Genomic DNA, 20,787 nt, shown 5'->3' with positions numbered 1-20,787 from the left:
GAATCAAGATGAAACTGAGTGAGTTATTAGCGTATGACAATATTGTAATACAGTGCCATGACAATCCGGATGCAGATACCATTGCATGTGGATTTGGGGTCTATCTGTATTTGAAATCCAAAGGAAAAGAACCACGTCTGATTTACGGAGGGCAGAATGTGATCCGGAAAACGAATCTGGTGATGCTGATCCGGGATCTGAAAATACCAATCGAGCATGTGGATTATCTGCACAAACCAGAGTTATTGGTGATGGTGGACTGCCAGTACCATTCCGGAAATTCTGCAGTGTTTGAAGCAGAACATATTGCTGTAATTGACCATCACCGGATCTGCACGGAATTACCAGAGCTTTCCGAGGTGCGTTCTAATCTGGGCGCGTGCTCGACACTGGTCTGGAATATGCTCAAAATAGAAGGATTTGATGTACGAGGTAATCGTGAGTTGTCAACAGCACTGTATTATGGATTATATACGGATACCGGAAGTTTGACGGAAATTGTACATCCGCTAGACCGGGATCTGCGTGACGAGGCAAACTTTGACCCGGCAATCATGAGGAAACTCCGCAATGCCAATCTTTCGCTGGAAGAACTGGAAGTTGCTGGAGCAGCACTTCTTCATACGGATTATGTAGAAGAATTTCGTGCCGCGATTGTAAAAGTGGGGCAGTGTGATCCGAATATTCTTGGACTGATTTCCGATCTGGTACTGGAAGTGGATGCGATTGATATCTGTGTGGCATTTAATCTGCAACCAGAAGGTGTGAAGTTTTCAGTGAGAAGCTGTGTGAAAGAAGTCAAGGCGAGTGAACTTGCGGCAGAGTTGTGCAAAGGAATTGGTTCCGGCGGAGGACATCTGGAAAAAGCGGGTGGCCTGATTCCGATGGAATTGATGACACAGGAATATTTAAAGTTTTGCAAAGAACATCATTTTGCACCGCGCATGGAGTATGATGCACAGGGAAGACATGAACAGCCAGCAGCTTCGGGTATTAAATCTGTTATCGAGCAGCGTATGCGGGACTATATGGGAAATACCGATATTGTGTATGCACAGGATTGCAGAATAGAGGCAGAGGATGCAAAGACGTACTGCAGACGCTCCGTTCCGTGGGGATATGTCCGGGCAACGGATCTCTTTGCGGAGGGAACGCAGGTGACTGTGCGGACTCTGCAGGGAGATATGAAAGCTACAGTGGAAGCAGGAATTGTTTTTATCATTGGACCGAAAGGGGAATGTTTCTTTCGTAATGAAGAGGCTTTTATGGAAGAATTCCGGATTTACACGGATTGGAAGTTTGATCTGAGAAATGCAGAGTATGAACCTACCATCAAAGATGTAGAGAAAGGAATCATCGTAGAACCGATGAAATGTGCAAAGGTCTGCGTGCCAAAGGGAACTACAATTGTTCGTGCACGCAGGCTGGAGCGCAAGGTAAAACTGTTCCGGGATAAAGATGAAAACGAACAGTATACACTTGGCCGGGTTGGAGATTACATGGTTGACAGCAGTGATACGATCAACAATATCCGGATTATGCGTAAAGATCTGTTTGAAGAAATCTATCGGGATTCCGGTGAGCAGGAAGAGCAAAAAAGTGTGATCTTTGATCTGGACGGAACCTTGTTATATTCGTTGGAAGATTTAAAAAACGCTACCAACGCGGCATTGGAGTCACAGAATATGCCGACTTGTACGCTGGATCAGGTGCGCAGATATGTAGGAAACGGGGTGCGCATGCTGATGGTGCGTGCCGTGCCGGATGGGGAGAAAAACCCGAAGTTTGAAGAGACATTTGCGGAATTTAAAAAATATTACGGGGAGCATTGTCTGGATCATACAAAGCCATATCCGGATATCATGCATCTTTTGACTGAATTAAAGGCGCGCGGAGTGAAGACAGCAATTGTATCCAATAAGCTGGACTCGGCAGTAAAAGAATTGGATGAACGTTTTTTCCGGGGTTATATGACTACGGCAATCGGTGAGATGGAAGGTGTGGCAAAAAAACCGGCACCCGATATGGTACAAAAAGCCATGAAAATTTTAAAAACGGACACGAAGAAGGCCATTTATGTAGGTGATTCCGAGGTGGATATTCAGACCGCGGAAAACACGGGACTTCCATGTGTTTCGGTCATGTGGGGATTCCGCGATGCGGAGTTCCTTCGTAAAAACAGAGCACAGGTACTTATTCAAAGACCACTGGAATTGTTGTACTTAATTTAAAAGTTATGGTATCATATAACCAACATACAAGGACAGGAGAAAAAAGATGGAAGAAAGAATTTCAGGACATACAGGGTTACTTGCACTGATCGGTTCGCCGGTAGGACATTCCGGTTCCCCGGCAATGTACAATTACAGCTTTGCAAAGCTGGGGCTGGATTATGCATATGTTGCATTTGATGTAAAAGAAGATCAGGTAAAAGAAGCACTTGACGCGGTGAAACTGTTTCATATGCGTGGAATCAATGTGACGATGCCGGATAAGACCGAGGCGGCAAAGTATGTGGATGAGCTGTCTCCGGCAGCACAGATTATCGGAGCTGTAAACACAATTGTCAACGATGACGGCAGATTGACCGGATATATCACGGACGGAGAAGGCTTTGTACACAACCTCAAGGACCATGGCGTAGATATTAAAGGAAAAAAGATCACGGTCGCAGGCGGTGGCGGAGCTGCGACAGCCATTCAGGTACAATGTGCATTAGATGGAGCCAGAGAGATCACGATTTTCAATATTAAGGATGCATTTTTTGAGCGTACTCTTCAGACCGCAGAAAAGATTCGAAAAGCAGTGCCGGGAATTGTTGTCAATGTATATGACATTGCAGATACGGCAAAGATGACAGAGGAGATCACATCCAGTGACATTTTTGCAAATGCGACGATCGTTGGTATGAAACCGATGGATGACCAGAGTGTGGTAAAAGATTTATCTGCATTTCGCCCGGGATTGGTTGTATGTGATGCGGTTTATAATCCGGCAGAGACAAAACTGTTGCGGGAAGCAAAAGAAGCAGGATGTACCTGTATTGGAGGTAAGGGAATGCTTCTGTGGCAGGGAGTTGCTGCATTCCGGTTATATACAGGTATGGATATGCCGGTAGAAGAAGTAAAGGAGAAATTTTTTCATGAATAAAGAAAAGAAAAATATTTTCCTGATCGGTTTTATGGGAGCCGGTAAAAGCACGATTGCACGTGCGATAAAGCAAAAGCTGGGTTATCCGGTTGTGGAGATGGACGAGCGTATCGTAAAAGAACAGGGAATGCCGATCAGCAAAATTTTCGAAACATACGGAGAACTTTATTTCCGGGAGCTTGAGACAAAACTGATCCAGTCACTAAATCAGCAGGAGCCGACAATCGTATCCTGTGGAGGCGGTGTGGCAATGCGACAGGAAAATGTAGACTGCATGCGGGATGGGGGAAGAATCGTATTTCTTACGGCAACACCGCAGACCATATACGAACGTGTAAAAAACAGTACGGATCGTCCACTTTTAAACGGTCATATGAATGTTGCATACATTTCTGAACTGATGGAAGCACGCCGGCCAAAGTATGAGGCGGCTGCAGACATTCTCGTAGCTACGGATAGAAAAACAAAAGAAGAAATCGCAGAAGAAATTATTGGGCGACTGGAGGAATAAGCGTGAAATTTAATTGGGATAATATTGTATTTCAGATGCTGGGAAAACTTGTGGACTGCGTGTGGGTCAGCATTTTATGGGTGATCTGCTGCATTCCGGTTTTTACGATCGGGGCATCGACCACCGCGTTGTATTACACGGTACATAAATCCATCCGCGGTGACCGCGGATATACCACAAGAACCTTTTTCGGAGCGTTCAGGGACAACTTTAAGGCTGCAACACTGCCATATCTTATATGGCTGGCCGTTATGATTGTTCTGGGCTGTGATGCCTATATCACCTATCAGGTATTAAAAACCGGCAGTATGAAGGGCGCATTTTTCTATTTCTTTCTGGTTATGATTGCTGTTGCGATTATGTGGAGCGCATTTTTATTTCCATATATTGCAAGATTTGAAAATACCGTAAAACAGACATTGAAAAATGCATTCCTGCTGATGGTAAGACATCTGCCATGGTCACTGTTGCTGCTGGTGATTTTGATTGCATCGGCTCTGTCGATTTATATTATACCGGTACTGCTTGTGGTAATTCCGGCAGTTGCATCGATTGTATTTGATTTTATTTTAGAGCGCCTGTTCCGCCGCTATATGAGTCCGGAGGATTTAGAGCGTGAAGAGGAAAATGATATGTATGCATCATAATACATAAATAAAAACAAAAAGAGAGGGAGAAACAAATGAGTGTAACAATTTCTGAAGCAGTAAAGTATATCGGAGTAGATGATAAGACGATTGACCTGTTCGAGAGCCAGTATGTGGTTCCGCATGGCGTATCTTATAATTCTTATCTGATTTTTGATGAAAAGGTAGCTTTGATGGATACGGTAGATGCCAGGGGCATGGAGCAGTGGGAGAAGAATCTGCTGGCCGCATTAGACGGACGGAAAGTGGATTATCTGATAGTTTCCCATCTGGAGCCGGATCATGCCGGAAGTATCGGACGTTTGGTAGAGCTTTTCCCGGAAGTGACCCTGGTGGGAAATGCCAAGACATTTCAGATGCTTCCACAGTTTTTTGACGAGCTTCCGGTAGATGAGAACCATAAAATTACAGTGGCAGAAGGAGAGTCTTTGTCCCTTGGTACCCATACGCTGAATTTTTATATGGCACCGATGGTACACTGGCCGGAAGTTATGGTAACATACGAGAGCAGTGAAAAGATTTTATTCTCGGCAGACGGATTTGGAAAATTCGGCGCACTGGATTATGAAGATCCGGAAGGATGGGCCTGTGAAGCGAGAAGATATTACTTTAATATTGTAGGAAAATACGGTGCACCGGTACAGGCACTGTTAAAGAAAGCGGCAGGACTGGATATCCAGACGATCTGTCCGCTGCATGGTCCGGTATTAAATGAAAATCTTGGTTATTACATTGGATTATATGATACCTGGAGCAGCTATAAGCCGGAGGATAAGGGTGTTCTTGTAGCATATGCATCGATCCATGGAAATACTGCAAAAGCAGCACAGAAATTTGCTGAGATGCTGCGTGCCAAAGGAGTAGAGAAAGTTTCTGTCATGGATCTTTCCCGTGATGATATGGCAGAAGTTGTGGAAGATGCGTTCCGTTATGACCGTATGGTTCTTGCAGCAGCAAGTTACGATGGCGGGGTATTCCCATGTATGCAGGACTTCCTGAATCATTTACAGTCCAAGGCATTCCAGAACCGTACCGTAGGTATTATTGAGAACGGTACCTGGGGACCGACGGCCGGAAGAACGATGAAGGGAATTCTGGAAACCATGAAAAATATTACCATTGTGGAGCCGATGGTAACGATCCGTTCCGCCATGAAAGAGTCCGACCTACCAGCGATGGAAGCTCTGGCAGATGTGATTGCAAATGCATAAGCACTTCGGAAAACGGACCAAAAAGAAACATCATATTGTGCTGATCTGTTCCGCTGTGGTCATTGCGGCGTTTGTGCTTCGCATGCCGGTGGAGATGAATGTAGCAGATGCCTGTGGAATGCAGCAGAAGGTCAATGTGCTTAGCAGCAGTATGCATAACCGGCAGGCGGAGGATTACCTGAATGATGCAGGAGAGTTTTGCATTTCCCAGACAGTGCTCAGGGAAGGGAAACCGTCCGTTGTTCCGCAAGTCAGGCGAATCGGGCTTCGTTTCCTTCCGGTGAGCCATATGACACAGCAGTGGCTGCTGGTACAGAGAATTCTGACCTCGAAGCCCAAATTTCTTGTTCCACCGGCGCGTCGGCTGATCGTCGGGCGGTATATCCGCGCAAATCCCGTCTGTGTGTGACAGAATGAAACTCAGGGGATACAAAAAAATTTGGATAGAGACAGGAGAACAAGCATTATGAGAAAAACAAAGATTATTTGTACCATCGGACCTGCAAGCGAAAGCGAATCTGTACTGACACAGATGTGTAAAGCCGGCATGAATGTAGCCAGATTAAACTTTTCCCATGGAAGCCATGAGGAACATCAGAAGAAGATTGATACGATCAAAAAAGTGCGTAAGGCGTTAGGTCTTCCAATTGCGATCATGCTGGATACCAAAGGACCGGAGTACCGGATCAAAACCTTCGAAAACGGAAAGATCACGTTAAAAGATGGAGATACATTTACACTGACAACGGATGATATTGTGGGAAATCAGGAGAGAGTTTCCGTAACCTACAAAAACCTGATCAACAATCTGAAGGTGGGAGATCATGTCCTGATCAACAATGGTCTGATTATTCTGGAAGTAGAAAAGCTGAAAGCACCGGATGCCATCTGTAAGGTTCTTGTCGGAGGCGAGGTGTCGGATAAAAAGAGCATGAATTTTCCGAACAAGGTCATGGATCATGCATTTTTGAGTGAGCAGGATAAGAAAGACCTGCTGTTTGGTATCAAAAACGACGTGGATTTCGTTGCAGCATCTTTCGTCTCCGTAAAGAAAGATGTCGAGGATATGCGTAAATTCCTTGACGAGAACGGCGGCGAAGATATTGATATTATTGCAAAGATTGAGAACCGTTCGGGTGTGGAGCACATTGAAGAAATCTGTGAGATTGCCAATGGTGTCATGATTGCCCGTGGAGATCTCGGAGTCGAAATCCCGGGCATGGAAGTGCCTGCGGTTCAGAAGTATCTGATCAGCAAGTGCCGTATGCTCGGAAAACGTGTCATAACCGCGACCGAGATGCTCGAGTCCATGATTCACAATCCGCGTCCGACACGTGCAGAGCTTTCCGATGTGGCAAATGCGGTATACGATGGATCATCCGCGATCATGCTGTCCGGGGAATCAGCTGCCGGTAAATATCCGGTAGATGCCGTGCGGAACATGGCAGAGATTGCTGAGTATACGGAATCCCAGATCAAATATACCAAGCGTTTCCGCACTTCTGATTTTGAGACAAGAAGCATTCAGGATGCCATTTCGCATGCAACCTGCGCGATGGCAGTTGATGTCCAGGCAAAATGTATTGTCGCAAGTACACTCAGCGGAACTACCGCACGTATGGTCAGCCGTTTCCGTTGTCCGGTAGATATCATCGGAATGACGACTTCCGAGAAAGTATGGCGGAAATTGAACTTAAGCTGGGGGGTTACTCCGGTTCTCTGCGAGGAATTCAGTTCGATGGAAGTTATGTTCTACCATGCAATGAAAAAGGCAAAAGAAGTATTTTCATTACAGAGCGGAGATGCTGTTGTTCTGACCGGTGGTCTGATCAATGGCAAAGTAGGAAATACGAATGTGATTAAGGTAGAAACCGTAAAATAAAATAGAACATAAGCGAATGCTGTGTAGTTGGAAAGCGCATGTGACATCTCTGTTGCATGCGCTTTTCGTGTGTTTTTGTGAAAATTTACTACCTTTACGAGGAAAATAGTTTATGCTATAGTATATTTGTACAGAAATAATCAGACAATATTTACAGTTTACCAGGGAAAGGCAGGCCTATGGTAGAAAAAAACGATCAGAAGAAGTGCAGGGATATATCAATAGAGATTCAGGAGACTCTGGCAAAATGGGGAAAGTATTTTTTTTACTATTATCCCAAAGAACGCAGAATCAGACCATCGGAGTTTGCAGCCCGTCACAAGGGAATCGTGGAGAATGTTGCGGATCTGGAGCATAGTATCCTCATGGACAGAATTATGGAAAAAGAAAAACTGTTAAAACTGTTTCAGGATATTGACCATGGCGCAAAGACGGTAAGTGCAAAGATTCAGTCTTCGGGAAAAGACATGGTATATCAGATCTCTATGGGTAGGATTCAGGGCGGTTCACAGAAACAACCGGAATATGTATTGGGTCTGATCGAACAGATCAGGGCAGACACACGCCAGAATGAGATTATTCAGGCACTGGGAAGCAATTTTAACAGTGTATATTATGTAGATGTGGATCATGATAAGGTATATGCATATAAGGTGAACTCCGCAGTGCGCTCTGTGCTCAATGATACGCTTAAGGCAATTCCGGGATATGAATCTATCATGGCAGAATATGTGGGGAAGGTTGTCCTTACCGAAGATCGTGAGACAATGCTGTATGAGACCTCCATTGAAAATCTCCGTAAGCAGCTGAGCCTGAAAAAAGCATATCAGTATGATTACCGGATTGTGCGGGATGGAAAAGTAAAATACTGCCGTGCAAAATTTGTAAATACATCGGATGGAGGACAGCTGCACCGGATGGTAGCAGGATTTTCCGATATCAGTTCCGAAAAACAGAGGGAACTTGAGCGCATGGCGTATGTGGACAGTGTGACCGGCGGAAATAATTACGAAAGTTTTAAGAAGAAAATCCGGGATTTCCGGCAACCGGGATATCTGGTGTCCATGGACATCCACTCCTTTAAAATTATCAATTCGATCTGTGGAATTATCAAAGGGGATGAAACACTCAAAGGAATCTGGAAGTGTATTCAGGGGATACTGGAAAAAGATGATCTGGCAGGACATATCAATGCAGACCGTTTTGTGATTTACAGTAGTGGAAAGGATCAGGAAAAGACGATCCGGCAGTTACAGCAGCTGGAAACCATACTGGCAGAATTGTCGGAAAGACTGAAGGTTCCGAAGCTGATCCCTTATTTTGGAGTGACGAAGTGGAAACCGGATTCCAAAGTGGAAGAGGTATACAGCGAAGCAAATTTTGCCAAGAATCAGATCAAGGATCGCAAAGATATCAGCTATCAGTTTTACAGCCATGAAGATACGATCCGCATGCTTGAAGATAAAGCCATGGAGGATGAATTTAAACATTCTCTGGAAAATAACTGTTTTGAGGTGTGGTATCAGCCGAAATATGATCCGGAAACAGAGCGGATGGTAGGGGCAGAAGGTCTGATCCGCTGGAGAGATGAAAAGGGAAATGTTATTCCACCCGGCAAATTCATTCCGTTGTTTGAGAGAGACGGACTGATAAAAGTTCTGGATGAGTATGTTTTCCGAAAAGTATGTATGCAGCAGTTAGAATGGCAGAAACAGGGAAAGGAGATTATTCCGGTATCCATCAATCTGTCCAGGGCGAGTCTGTATTTTGACAGTGTGGTCAGCCGGTATCAGCAGATCGCTGATGAAATCGGAGTAAAAACCCATCTGGTTCCGATTGAGATTACAGAGAGCGCAGCAATTGACAATGACAATATCAAGGGGCTGGCAGATAAGTTCCATGACAATGGTTTTCCATTGCTTGTAGATGATTTTGGATCGGGGTATTCTTCCCTTGCAACACTGAACATGAAATGTTTCGATACGTTAAAAATTGACAAAAGTCTGATTGATTACATCGGGGATTTCAGTGGGGAACGATTGCTGGAACATACGATTTTACTTGCAAAGGAACTTGGATTGTGCGTTACGGCAGAAGGTGTTGAGAGAGAAGAACAGGTGGATTTCCTCAAACAGATGAAGTGTGACAGTATTCAGGGATATTACTATTCGAGACCGCTTCCAAAAGAAGAGTTTGAAAAACTTTTGCTGACAGCTTAAATGATAAGAAAACAGGGAAAACTTTTATGGAATCATAGAAGTTTTCCCTGTTTTATTTATTGACCGAGAAGGGAATCTACATAATTGCGTATTGCATAATTGTCTTCCGGCATCTGACATCCCACAATATATACACCTTCATCATCCGAGCACCGGATGACATGTCCTTCCAGATGGGACTGATCCGAAAGGGCAAAATTTTGGATATCGATAGCAACATCTGCATGTTTGTGATCCATGAAAAACGGATCCCGGATCAGAAATGCAAATCCATTGGCACTGATATTGTCAAGCTGACCGGAGAACGTTGTGTCGGAATCTTTCAGCGTGATGGTACATGGATTGGACACATCTGCCCGTGGGTATTTCCGGCGGTTTTTAATCTCCGGACGTGCGGAAAGCTGCAATGCATAGACGTGGGAACCGGACGCCGTGTCAGCTTGTATCTGCGCCTGATCCCAACAGTAGAGAACATTGTCAACCGTGACCTGAACCTTACATGTTTCGGATCCGTTTAACTGTGGATCGTCAGACAAAATCAGGGAAATACTATTTTCCGCAACAGATCTGACTTCTCCGTGATACTCCATACGTTCCAGATGTTTTGGAAGAATAACTTTTGCTTTCATACCGGCATGAATATCATCCAGACCCATGAAACCACCGATGCCCAGTTCACACATCAGCTCCTGAATTACATTTTCTATGTTATTGATGTTGGAAGCACTTTCCTCATATTTGCTGAGCATGCGTTTGCTTGTTTCATCGGAATCACTGATGCATGTGGTCATGGTTTCCACGATGGAAGATACCTGTTCCATATTTTCCACCAGCTGACGATTGGAAGATTCCACTTCTTTCATGGCAGAATCAATTGTCTGGATGTGTTCACCCAGAAGAGAAGAATCCTGTGTAATTTTATTTACATTTTCACCGGTCTGGGTTACTTTTTCCAGAGTGGCCTGAATAAGTTTTAAGGTTTCTTCAATGGAAGAAGTCATTTTTCCTGAAATTTCATCCAGCCGCGAGAGTGCTTCGCTGATCTGTCCGGAAGAATCTTTGGTTTCGGTACTCAGCTTGCGGATCTGTTCTGCAACGACGGAGAATCCTTTTCCGGCTTCCCCTGCGCGGGCAGCTTCAATGGAAGCATTAAGTGCCAGCAGATTGGTCTGGCTGGAAATACTGTCAATGGTTCCGGTTTCCTGTTTTACGGTTTCAAATTCTGCCTTGAAAGCGTCCAGAATATGTTCTACCTCATTGGACAGATCTGCCATCGTTCCGGCAGTCTGTACCAGACTCTCCAGATCAACGGAACTTGTCTTTGCGTGTTTGCCGGATTCCGCAGTCAGGGATACCATATCATTGATCATGGAAGCAACATTCTGTACCTGGGAATTGATATCTCCCGTCATTTCCTGTGAGGAGGCTGTCCGGGACTGCAGCTGATCGTTATTGTCGGTCAGTTTGTTCATTCCGTCTACGACGATGTCTGAACCATGTTTGTTTTCCGTGGCAAGTTCGCGGACAACGGTGATTCCGTCCATGATGGTATTGCTGGCGGTTTTAACCTGTTCAACGGTTGTAATAACCCGTTTTAAATCTGCTTTGATACTGTCTGTCAGGGCACCGTCGGATTCGATGAGGTGGCGGATAGACATGATATAGCCGATATAACAGAGCAGGAGACAGGCAACCTGCAGCTGATAATTTTTCTGGTCCGTTGCAGTATTCTGACCGAGAACGACCAGATGATAAAAGACACTGACAATGACACTGGCGATATTGGCGATTGCACATCCCACCATAAATTTCTGGTCTTTGTAAAGAACCAGAAGACTGACAACCGGAAGAATATAGGTAAAGGCAATCGGTGAATCGGTGGTGCAGATCAGGAACGTGTAAAAAATACCGTAACCGATGACAAGTGCATACCGATAGCGGTCATCGGCCTTTCCCCTGATGCGCAAAAGAAGATCACCGGCAAAAAAAGGAACCCAGCACAGTATTAAAAAAATGATGTAATTTGTGGAAGGATACCCACCCTGGGATACATCTGAGCCGTAGTTTGCACTAAGAAGAAGGGCAAATACAAGCCAGATGCGTCTGGCTTTGATATTGGCCTTGGCCTTAAATTCATTTTCATTATAATCCATAATACGTTTCTCCTATGTGAATGTTAGTTCTATTGTATGACGGGATGAACGTTTTTTCAAGTAAAATGCTTTGTTTTCTGTGCATAATTTTTCCGGGATTCCGGCATACTACCCATACAACATGAATATGGAAAGTAATCTGGAAAACAGGAGGAAATTTATCATATGAAAGCAACTGGAATTGTGCGCAGAATCGATGATCTGGGAAGAATTGTGGTTCCGAAAGAAATTCGCAGGACACTGCGCATCCGGGAGGGGGATCCCCTGGAGATTTTTACAAGCCGGGAGGGCGAAATTATGCTCAAAAAATACTCACCGGTTGGGGAACTGGGCGAGTTTGCACGAAGTTATGCACAGGCACTGGCACAGACCACAGAGGCTCTGGTCTGCATTACGGATCGGGAATATGTGATCGCAGCAGCGGGAACCGGGAAAAAGGAAGTTGAGGGGGAACAGCTGAGCGAAGAAATGGAAGAAATGATTGAAAAGCGCAGCACAGTTGTGAAAACAGGAGAAGAACAGGCCTGCTCCATTACAAAAAAAACAATGTCAACCCTTCCGAAGGGAATTGTGCTTTCAAGTATTCTGTGCAATGGAGACTGTCAGGGTGCTGTGATTCTGGCAGATAACAGCGGACAAAAGGAAACACTTGGACTGTTGAAAGCATTGTCTGCCACAGCTGCAAATTTTCTGGGGAAAAATATGGAACAGTGAAAATAATAAAATCTTAATAAAAAGATAATTTGCATATACTGTCCAAAAGAGATAAAATGTATGATGTATGTTTCCAAAATAAATATGGAGGAGAGTATATGTCAACCAAGAAGAAAAAGAAAAGAAAGAAAAAGCAGCATCGCTTTTTCTGGTTTGTCATAAAGCTGCAGATCGTGCTGATGCTTGTTGTGCTGGCAGGTTTTGGATACTACTATTTTGGCGGATATGCGGATCAGATACAGCAGATGCGCCGTGAGGCAGTGCAGGAAGTATCTGCTTCCGACGATTCTACGTTTATCCCTTCACAGACCTGCTCCGTTTTTGATAAAGACGGAAAACTGATCTCTGAACGAAGGGGAGACAAGAATGCGCAGTATGTCAAATACGAGGATATTCCAAAGGATTTTGTCGCAGCGATTATCAGTATTGAGGACAAGAAGTTTTACCAACATAACGGTGTGGATCTGAAAGGACTTGTGCGCGCGGTCAAAGCCACAGTCATGTCGAAACTGAAAAAATCGCAGGGTGGTACGCAGGGTGGAAGTACGATTACCATGCAGCTTGCCAAGCTGATTTATATGCAGCCGAAACAGACGTGGCAGTACAAGGTGAAGCAGATGTTTCTTGCGTGGGAACTCGAAAAACGTTACAGTAAGGATAAAATTATGGAATTTTATCTGAATAACGTGTATTTTGCAAACGGCTATTACGGAATTGACGCTGCCTGTCATGGATATTTTAACTGTGAACTGAAAGATCTTGATGTATCGCAGACCGCGTATCTGTGTGCGATCCCGAACCGCCCGTCCAATTATGATCCGGTGACACACCCGGACAATACCATTACCCGGCGGAATCTGATCTTAAAGAATATGCGGGATGACGGGAAAATCTCCCAGGAAGAGTATTATGAGGCAACCAAAGAAGAGATTGCGCTGAACCGGCCGAAAAAGAGTGACACGGAGAAAATTAACAGTTCGATTGACACTTACACGTATGACTGCGCAACCCGTGCACTGATGGAACAGGAAGGTTTCCAGTTTAAATATTATTTTGATTCGGATAAGGAAAAGAAGTCTTATGGGGAAGCATATGACGAACTTTACAGTGCGTGTCAGAAGAAACTGTTTTCCGGAGGATACAAAATCTATACGACGATTGATATGGAAAAACAAAAGGAACTGCAGTCTGCCATTGATGATACCCTGAAAGGATTTAAAGACAAATCCAAAGACGGAACTTACAAGATGCAGGCGGCAGCAGTATCAATTGATAACAACAGCGGATATGTTGTGGCAATCGTGGGCGGCCGTAAGCAGGATTCGGATAATTATACGTTAAACCGTGCATACCAGAGTTACCGTCAGCCGGGAAGTTCGATTAAGCCATTGCTGGTATATACTCCGCAGCTGGAGCGCGGGTATACTCCGGATACCGTTGTGGATGACCATAAACTAAAAGACGGACCGTCGAATGCAAACAATACATATGCCGGAAAGATTCCGCTCAGATATGCGGTTGCACATTCCATTAATACGATTGCCTGGCAGCTGTATGATGAACTGACACCAAAAGCAGGCCTGCAGTATTTAAAAAATATGAATTTTGCACAGATCAAGGACGGAGATTATACCCTCGCCACATCTCTTGGTGGATTTACCAAAGGTGTTTCTCCACTTGAGATGGCATCCGGGTATGCAGCGGTTGAAAATGACGGACTTTACAGGGAACCGACCTGTGTAAAATCAATTGTGGATTCTGACGAAAATGTAGTCTATACGTCCAGCCTGACGGAAAAAACGGTTTATAAGCAGGATGCGGCGCGGATGATGACGGATATCATGACCTCCGTTATGGACAGTGGAACTGGACGTTCTGCAAAGCTTGCCGATATGCCGTGTGCCGGAAAGACGGGTACAACAAACGATCACAAAGATGGATGGTTCTGCGGATTTACCAGATATTATACAACCGCAGTCTGGGTGGGATGTGATTATCCAAAAGCCATTTCCAATCTGAGTGGAAGCACATATCCGGCACAGATCTGGAAAGCATATATGTCTGCGGCCCACGAGGGATTATCTTCGCTTGATTTCCTTCCTTATGCCCAGCTTTCGGATGATTTTAAAAATCAGCAGAAGAAGGAAGAGGAAGAACACGACAAGATGCGCGAAGAAAACCAGACGGAGGAAAACCAGACGGATGACCAGCAGACTTCCGAGAGCCAGCAGAAAGATAATACAACGGACGGAAGCTCCGAAAATGATAACCAGCCGGACAATAACGACAGCAATGCCGGTGATCAGAATAACAATTCCAAACCGGAACATAGTGGGGACAACGATTCCGGAGAAAGTGGAGGAAACACTGATACACCGGAAAATGGAGAAAATACCAATAAACCGGACAATAGCGGAACCACGGATAATAGCGGTGATACCGGAGAGAGTGGAGATACCGGTGGTGGAAACGTACAATAAACATATATAAAACAGTGCAACCGGTGTATTTATGGATACATCGGTTGATTTTTTTTATCGATACTAGGCAGAAATTCCGGAATATGGTAGAATACAGATACATGGGGTAGAAGAAAAATACATATCACATAGATCAAGGAGGAATCAGGAATTGAAGAAATATGGATTTGGCGTAGACGTGGGAGGAACCACCGTAAAAATGGGATTTTTTGAGACAAGCGGAGGGCTTCTTGACAAATGGGAAATCAAGACCGATACCAGCGATAACGGAAAGGCAGTACTGCCGGATATTGCACAGGCGATTGATAATAAGCTGGCGCAGGAAGGCATCAGTAAGAGTGATGTAGAGGGCGTGGGAATCGGTGTTCCGGGTCCTGTGCGGAGTGATGGCGTTGTTAACGGATGTGTCAATCTCGGCTGGGGAGTGATCAATGTTGCGGAGGAACTCGGTGCACAGACAGGTCTGAAAGTAAAAGTTGGAAATGATGCGAATGTTGCAGGTCTTGGCGAAATGTGGCAGGGCGGTGGAAAAGGAAGCAAAGATGTCATCATGGTAACGCTTGGTACCGGTGTCGGCGGTGGAATCATTGTAGACGGTCATGTGGTTGCCGGATATAACGGTGCAGGCGGAGAAATCGGACATATTACCGTAAACCATGATGAGATCGAGCCTTGTAACTGTGGGCAGTATGGATGTCTGGAACAGTATACTTCTGCGACTGGTATTGTACGCATGGCAAAACGTAAACTTGCCAAAACACAGGATGCGACAAAGCTTCGTGATTATAAAGATATTACTGCGAAAGACATTTTTGATGTGGCAAAAGAAGGCGATGAAGTAGCTCTTGGACTGGTAGATGAAGTGGGAGAAATTTTAGGGTCAACCCTTTCGAATATTGCATGCGTGACCAATCCGGAAGTTATCGTGATCGGTGGTGGTGTGTCCAAAGCCGGACAGATTTTAATCGATACGATCCAGAAGCACTTTAAGGAAAGCTGCTTCCATGCATGTCGTGATACCCGCTTTGAACTGGCACAGCTTGGCAATGATGCCGGAATATACGGGGCAATGCAGCTCATTATCGGATAAGTTCAAAAAACAGAACCATATGCACAGCAAACATTTTCGTGTAGGAAGAAAGTGTTTGCTGTGCTTTTTTGTACTCTTTTATCATTACCCTGTTGAAAAAATATCTTGACAATCAAACTATCTTTGCATATACTTTGACTAAGAAACTGTTTGATAATCAAACTATTTCACAATCAAACAAAATTGAAGACAGTAAAAGGAGAACCCATTATGTTAGAAAAGTTAAAAGAAATCATTGCAGACCAGTTAAACGTAGACGCAGATTCTATCACCGCAGAGTCCCGCTTCAAAGAGGATCTTGAGGCAGATTCCTTAGATCTGTTTGAGCTGGTTATGGCTTTGGAAGAAGAGTACGGTGTAGAGATTCCTTCTGAGGATTTAGAGAAGATCCTTACCGTTCAGGATGTCATTGATTATATGAAAAATAAGGGTGTTGAGGCATAAGCTATGAAAACAAGAGTGACAGAGCTTCTGGGAATCGAATATCCGATCATTCAGGGCGGTATGGCATGGGTCGCAACACATGAACTGGCCAGTGCGGTATCCAATGCCGGCGGACTTGGCATCATCGGAGCAGGTGGAGCACCGGCTTCCTGGGTGCGTGAGCAGATTCAGGCAGCAAAAAAAGAAACCGACAAGCCGTTTGGAGTAAATCTCATGCTGATGAATCCGGAAGCGGATGAGATTGCAAAAGTAATTGTGGAGGAAGGCGTTAAGGTAGTAACAACCGGCGCCGGCAATCCGGCCAAATATATGAGCATGTGGAAAGAAGCCAAAATCAAAGTGATCCCGGTTGTGGCAAGCGTGGCATTGGCAAAGCTGATGGAGCGTGGCGGTGCGGATGCACTGGTCGCTGAGGGAATGGAGTCCGGTGGACACATCGGTGCCCAGACGACGATGACACTCGTACCACAGGTAGTAGATGCGGTATCCATTCCGGTCATTGCAGCCGGTGGAATTGCAGATGGACGTGGATTTGCGGCAGCTATGATGCTTGGCGCAGAGGCAGTACAGATGGGAACCCGTTTTGTTGTTGCAAAAGAATCCAAGGTTCATGAAAATTACAAGCAGCGCGTGGTCAAAGCAAAAGATATTGACAGTGAAGTGACCGGCATGTCCACAGGCCATCCGATTCGCGTTATTCGTAACAAAATGACCCGCGAGTACTTAAAGAAAGAAAAAGAAGGTGCACCGTTCGAAGAACTTGAGCAGATGACACTCGGAGCACTGCGCAAAGCAGTTGTCGAGGGTGATGTCATGTACGGCAGCGTTATGGCAGGCCAGTCTGCGGGTCTGGTAAAAAAAGAAGAGACCTGTGCGGAAATTATCCGGGATGTTATGAGTGGTGCCGAAAAGTTATTGGGACAGAAATAGGAGAAGACATTGAAGAGAGTATTTATGTTCCCTGGACAGGGATCTCAGTATATTGGTATGGGAAAAGAGTTTTACGACGCCATGCCGGAAGCAAAAGCGGTCTATGATCTGGCAAATGAAGTGACAGGTCTGGATGTGGCAGCTCTTTGCTTTGAAGAAAATGATAAGCTGAACATTACAGAGTACACACAGATCTGTATGCTCACAACCGAGGCGGCTATTTATACAGCATTAAAAGCAGCGGGAATTGGCTGCGACGTTACGGCGGGCTTAAGCCTTGGTGAATATGGTGCGCTGATTGCATCCGGAGCGATGACGATGAGGGATGCATTTGCGGTTGTCCGCAAGCGCGGTATTTATATGGAACAGGCATATCCGGTAGGCGGCGGTATGTCTGCAATTCTTGGACTGGATGCGGAAAAGATCGCAGCAATCTGTGAGGAAACCGCTGCAAAAACAAACAAAGTTGTTTCCATTGCAAATTACAACTGTCCGGGACAGATCGTTATCACCGGAGCAGCAGATGCTGTAGGTGAGGCAGGAGATGCCTGCAAGGAAGCCGGAGCAAAGCGCGTGGTTCCGCTTAAAGTCAGTGGCCCGTTCCATTCTGCACTTTTAGCAGAAGCAGGAAAGAAACTTAAAGAGGCGCTGGAAGATGTAACGATTCAGCCGATCACCATTCCGTATCTGACCAATGTGACTGCAGATTATGTCAAAGATCCGGCAGACGTCAAGGATTATCTGGTACGTCAGGTTTCTTCTTCCGTGCGCTGGCAGCAGACAATTGAGCGCCTGATTGCAGACGGAGCAGAGGAATTTGTGGAGATCGGACCGGGACGCAGCCTTTCCGGATTCATGAGAAAGATCAATCGCGAGGTTACCACATGCAACATCGACAAAATGGAGGATTTCAATAAATATGTTAACCGGTAAAAATGCACTTGTTACAGGTGCTTCCAGGGGAATCGGAAGAGCCATTGCGCTGGAGCTGGCAAAACGCGGAGCATTTGTTGTGGTGAACTACAATGGTTCCGAAGATGCTGCAAATGAAACGGTTGCAGCGATCAAAGCGGCCGGAGGAGATGCCGTGAGTGTTCGCTGCAATGTCTCTGATTTTACAGCCTGTCAGGAGATGATTGAATCCCTTATCAAAGAATATAAGCATATGGATATTCTGGTGAACAATGCCGGAATTACAAGGGATGATCTGCTGATGCGCATGAAGGAAAGCGATTTTGATGCTGTGATCAATACCAACCTGAAGGGAACTTTCAATACCATTCGTCATCTGTCACGCTATCTGTTAAAACAGCGTGCCGGAAAAATTATCAATATTTCTTCGGTATCCGGAATCCTTGGAAATGCGGGACAGTCAAACTATGCAGCCAGCAAGGCGGGCGTGATCGGTCTGACAAAATCTGTTGCAAGGGAGCTTGCATCCAGGGGAATCTGCGTCAACGCGGTAGCTCCCGGATTTGTAGAGACAGAGATGACCGCAGTATTGCCGGAAAAGACCCAGGAAGAATTAAAAAAGCAGATCCCGCTTGGCAGAGCCGGACAGGTACAGGATATTGCGAATGCAGTCGCATTTCTTGCATCACCGGAGTCGGATTATATTACCGGACAGATACTTTCCGTAGACGGTGGTATGGCCATTTAAGGAACCTGATAGAAAGAAAGGAAAAGGAAAATGAGAAGAGTCGTTGTGACGGGAATGGGAGCAATCACGCCGATCGGCCTGAATGTGGAAGAATTCTGGAAAGGAATCCATGCCGGACAGATTGGATTTGGTCCTATCACAAAATTTGATGCAAGTGAATATAAAGCACATCTTGCGGCAGAAGTCAAAGGTTTTGTCGGAAAAGAGCATATGGATTTTAAGGCAGCAAAGCGTATGGAACTGTTTGCACAGTACGCAGTAGCAGCAGCCAAAGAAGCCGTTGCGGATGCAGGGCTTGATATGGAAAAAGAGGACGCTTACCGTTGCGGTACAGCCGTTGGATGCGGTGTTGGAAGTCTTCAGGCAATCGAGCGTGAGTACACAAAGATTGTGGAAAAAGGACCAGGCAGAGTCAATCCGATTTTCGTTCCATTGATGATTTCAAACATGGCAGCAGGAAATGTCTCCATCCAGCTGGGATTGCAGGGAAAATGTACCAATGATGTAACTGCCTGTGTGACTGGTACGAATAATATCGGTGATGCGTTCCGCAGCATTCAGTACGGAGAGGCAGATGTCATGGTAGCCGGAGGAACCGAGGCAGCCGTATGTCCATGTGCGATTGCCGGATTCGGTGCACTGACGGCACTTTCTCCATCCGATGATCCGGAAAAATGTTCCCTTCCTTTCGATAAGAACCGCAGCGGTTTTGTACTGGGGGAAGGAGCCGGCATTGTTGTCCTTGAAGAACTTGAGCATGCAAAAGCAAGAGGCGCAAAAATCTATGCAGAAGTTGTGGGATATGGATGTTCCGCAGATGCTTACCATATTACTTCCCCACTCGAAGACGGTGCAGGCGCAGCCCGCGCAATGCAGAATGCCATCGAGGATGCAGGGGTAGACAAAAACGAGATCACATACATCAATGCGCATGGTACTGCAACGCATCACAACGATCTTTTTGAGACCCGTGCCATTAAGTTACTGTTTGGGGATCATGCAAAGGACATTAAGATCAATTCTACAAAGTCCATGATCGGTCATCTTCTTGGCGCCGCAGGTGCGGTTGAATTTATCACCTGTGTCAAAGAGCTGGAAGAAGGATACATCCACCGTACAGTTGGTTATGAGACACCGGATGACGAGATGGATCTGAACTACTGTAAAGAAGAATACCACGAGTCATTTACCTATGCACTGTCAAACTCTCTTGGATTTGGCGGACATAACGCAAGTCTTCTGGTTCGCAAATACGAGGAGTAGAAGCTATGAGTATGACAACACAGGAAATTATGGAAATTCTGCCACACCGGCATCCGTTTTTGCTGATTGACACAGTGGAAGAAGTAGAGCCGGGTGTGCGCGCCCTGGCAAAGAAAAATGTAACCTTCAATGAACCGTTTTTTGCCGGTCATTTTCCGGGAAATCCGGTTATGCCGGGTGTGCTGATCGTGGAAGCACTGGCACAGACCGGTGCGGTTGCGATTCTTTCGCAGCCGGAATGGAAAGGAAAGACGGCATATTTTGCAGGAATCAATAAAGCAAAATTCAAGCAGAAAGTTGTTCCGGGGGATACTCTGGTGCTTGAAACCGAAATTATCAAGGTGAAGGGACCGATCGGTGTGGGGCAGGCAACAGCAAAAGTAAATGGAAAACTGGCATGTTCCGCAGAATTGACATTTGCAATCGGATAGGG

General features: G+C 45.4%; 18 protein-coding genes. 17 read left to right on the top strand and 1 reads right to left on the bottom strand.

Annotation, left to right across the window (positions count from 1 at the left end):
- Window positions 1–8 precede the first annotated feature (8 nt).
- The 8 genes from DXD06_RS17760 to DXD06_RS02470 all read left to right on the top strand — a co-directional run bounded on the left by DXD06_RS17760 (window position 9) and on the right by DXD06_RS02470 (window position 9,620).
- On the top strand, window positions 9–2,231 hold the full coding sequence (locus DXD06_RS17760) for an HAD-IA family hydrolase (protein ID WP_117830532.1): 2,223 nt from the start codon (window positions 9–11) through the stop codon (window positions 2,229–2,231).
- Between the two features lie 46 nt (window positions 2,232–2,277).
- Window positions 2,278–3,150: a shikimate dehydrogenase gene (gene aroE, locus DXD06_RS02500; RefSeq protein ID WP_022046872.1), complete on the top strand. Its 873-nt coding sequence runs from the start codon at window positions 2,278–2,280 to the stop codon at window positions 3,148–3,150.
- Complete coding sequence (locus DXD06_RS02495; RefSeq protein ID WP_117830531.1) at window positions 3,143–3,661, top strand: shikimate kinase; 519 nt, start codon at window positions 3,143–3,145, stop codon at window positions 3,659–3,661. The genes aroE and DXD06_RS02495 overlap by 8 nt, the downstream gene beginning before the upstream one ends.
- A gap of 2 nt (window positions 3,662–3,663) precedes the next feature.
- Entirely contained in the window at window positions 3,664–4,308 is a 645-nt protein-coding gene (locus DXD06_RS02490) for a YesL family protein (RefSeq protein ID WP_227248481.1), read from the top strand.
- 35 nt (window positions 4,309–4,343) lie between these two features.
- Complete coding sequence (locus tag DXD06_RS02485; protein ID WP_117830529.1) at window positions 4,344–5,519, top strand: FprA family A-type flavoprotein; 1,176 nt, start codon at window positions 4,344–4,346, stop codon at window positions 5,517–5,519.
- Window positions 5,512–5,928 carry a hypothetical protein gene (locus tag DXD06_RS02480; protein ID WP_022046876.1) on the top strand — a complete coding sequence of 139 codons (417 nt, stop codon included), beginning with the start codon at window positions 5,512–5,514 and terminating at the stop codon, window positions 5,926–5,928. Before DXD06_RS02485 ends, DXD06_RS02480 begins: the two co-directional genes overlap by 8 nt.
- 57 nt (window positions 5,929–5,985) lie before the next feature.
- Complete coding sequence (gene pyk / locus DXD06_RS02475) at window positions 5,986–7,401, top strand: pyruvate kinase (protein WP_055262516.1); 1,416 nt, start codon at window positions 5,986–5,988, stop codon at window positions 7,399–7,401.
- 179 nt (window positions 7,402–7,580) lie between these two features.
- Window positions 7,581–9,620: a putative bifunctional diguanylate cyclase/phosphodiesterase gene (locus DXD06_RS02470; protein ID WP_117830528.1), complete on the top strand. Its 2,040-nt coding sequence runs from the start codon at window positions 7,581–7,583 to the stop codon at window positions 9,618–9,620.
- A 56-nt stretch (window positions 9,621–9,676) separates the two neighbouring features.
- Here DXD06_RS02470 and DXD06_RS02465 read toward each other — a convergent pair whose 3' ends face one another.
- Entirely contained in the window at window positions 9,677–11,773 is a 2,097-nt protein-coding gene (locus DXD06_RS02465; protein ID WP_117830527.1) for a methyl-accepting chemotaxis protein, read from the bottom strand.
- Between the two features lie 165 nt (window positions 11,774–11,938).
- Between DXD06_RS02465 and DXD06_RS02460 the strand changes: the two genes are divergently transcribed.
- From DXD06_RS02460 to fabZ, 9 genes are all read left to right on the top strand, one after another.
- Window positions 11,939–12,487 (top strand): stage V sporulation T C-terminal domain-containing protein, encoded by a 549-nt coding sequence (locus tag DXD06_RS02460; RefSeq protein WP_022046880.1) that lies wholly within the window; start codon window positions 11,939–11,941, stop codon window positions 12,485–12,487.
- A 98-nt stretch (window positions 12,488–12,585) separates the two neighbouring features.
- Entirely contained in the window at window positions 12,586–14,967 is a 2,382-nt protein-coding gene (locus tag DXD06_RS02455) for a PBP1A family penicillin-binding protein (RefSeq protein ID WP_117830680.1), read from the top strand.
- A gap of 151 nt (window positions 14,968–15,118) precedes the next feature.
- Entirely contained in the window at window positions 15,119–16,057 is a 939-nt protein-coding gene (locus DXD06_RS02450; protein WP_117830526.1) for an ROK family glucokinase, read from the top strand.
- A 210-nt stretch (window positions 16,058–16,267) separates the two neighbouring features.
- Entirely contained in the window at window positions 16,268–16,501 is a 234-nt protein-coding gene (acpP, locus tag DXD06_RS02445) for an acyl carrier protein (RefSeq protein WP_022046883.1), read from the top strand.
- Between the two features lie 3 nt (window positions 16,502–16,504).
- Complete coding sequence (gene fabK, locus DXD06_RS02440) at window positions 16,505–17,431, top strand: enoyl-[acyl-carrier-protein] reductase FabK (protein ID WP_117830525.1); 927 nt, start codon at window positions 16,505–16,507, stop codon at window positions 17,429–17,431.
- A gap of 24 nt (window positions 17,432–17,455) precedes the next feature.
- Window positions 17,456–18,364, top strand: a complete 909-nt coding sequence (gene fabD / locus DXD06_RS02435; RefSeq protein ID WP_117830524.1) for an ACP S-malonyltransferase — start codon at window positions 17,456–17,458, stop codon at window positions 18,362–18,364.
- Window positions 18,351–19,091: a 3-oxoacyl-[acyl-carrier-protein] reductase gene (fabG, locus tag DXD06_RS02430; RefSeq protein ID WP_055262520.1), complete on the top strand. Its 741-nt coding sequence runs from the start codon at window positions 18,351–18,353 to the stop codon at window positions 19,089–19,091. The genes fabD and fabG overlap by 14 nt, the downstream gene beginning before the upstream one ends.
- Before the next feature lie 30 nt (window positions 19,092–19,121).
- Window positions 19,122–20,354, top strand: coding sequence for a beta-ketoacyl-ACP synthase II (gene fabF / locus DXD06_RS02425; protein ID WP_117830523.1), 1,233 nt, complete (start codon window positions 19,122–19,124; stop codon window positions 20,352–20,354).
- 5 nt (window positions 20,355–20,359) lie between these two features.
- Window positions 20,360–20,785, top strand: coding sequence for a 3-hydroxyacyl-ACP dehydratase FabZ (gene fabZ / locus DXD06_RS02420; RefSeq protein WP_117830522.1), 426 nt, complete (start codon window positions 20,360–20,362; stop codon window positions 20,783–20,785).
- Window positions 20,786–20,787 lie beyond the last annotated feature (2 nt).

Origin of the sequence: Roseburia sp. TF10-5 (assembly GCF_003462365.1) — a bacterium.
GTDB classification, from domain to species: Bacteria; Bacillota; Clostridia; order Lachnospirales; family Lachnospiraceae; genus Roseburia; species Roseburia faecis.
This window is presented reverse-complemented; position numbering and strand designations above follow the sequence as displayed.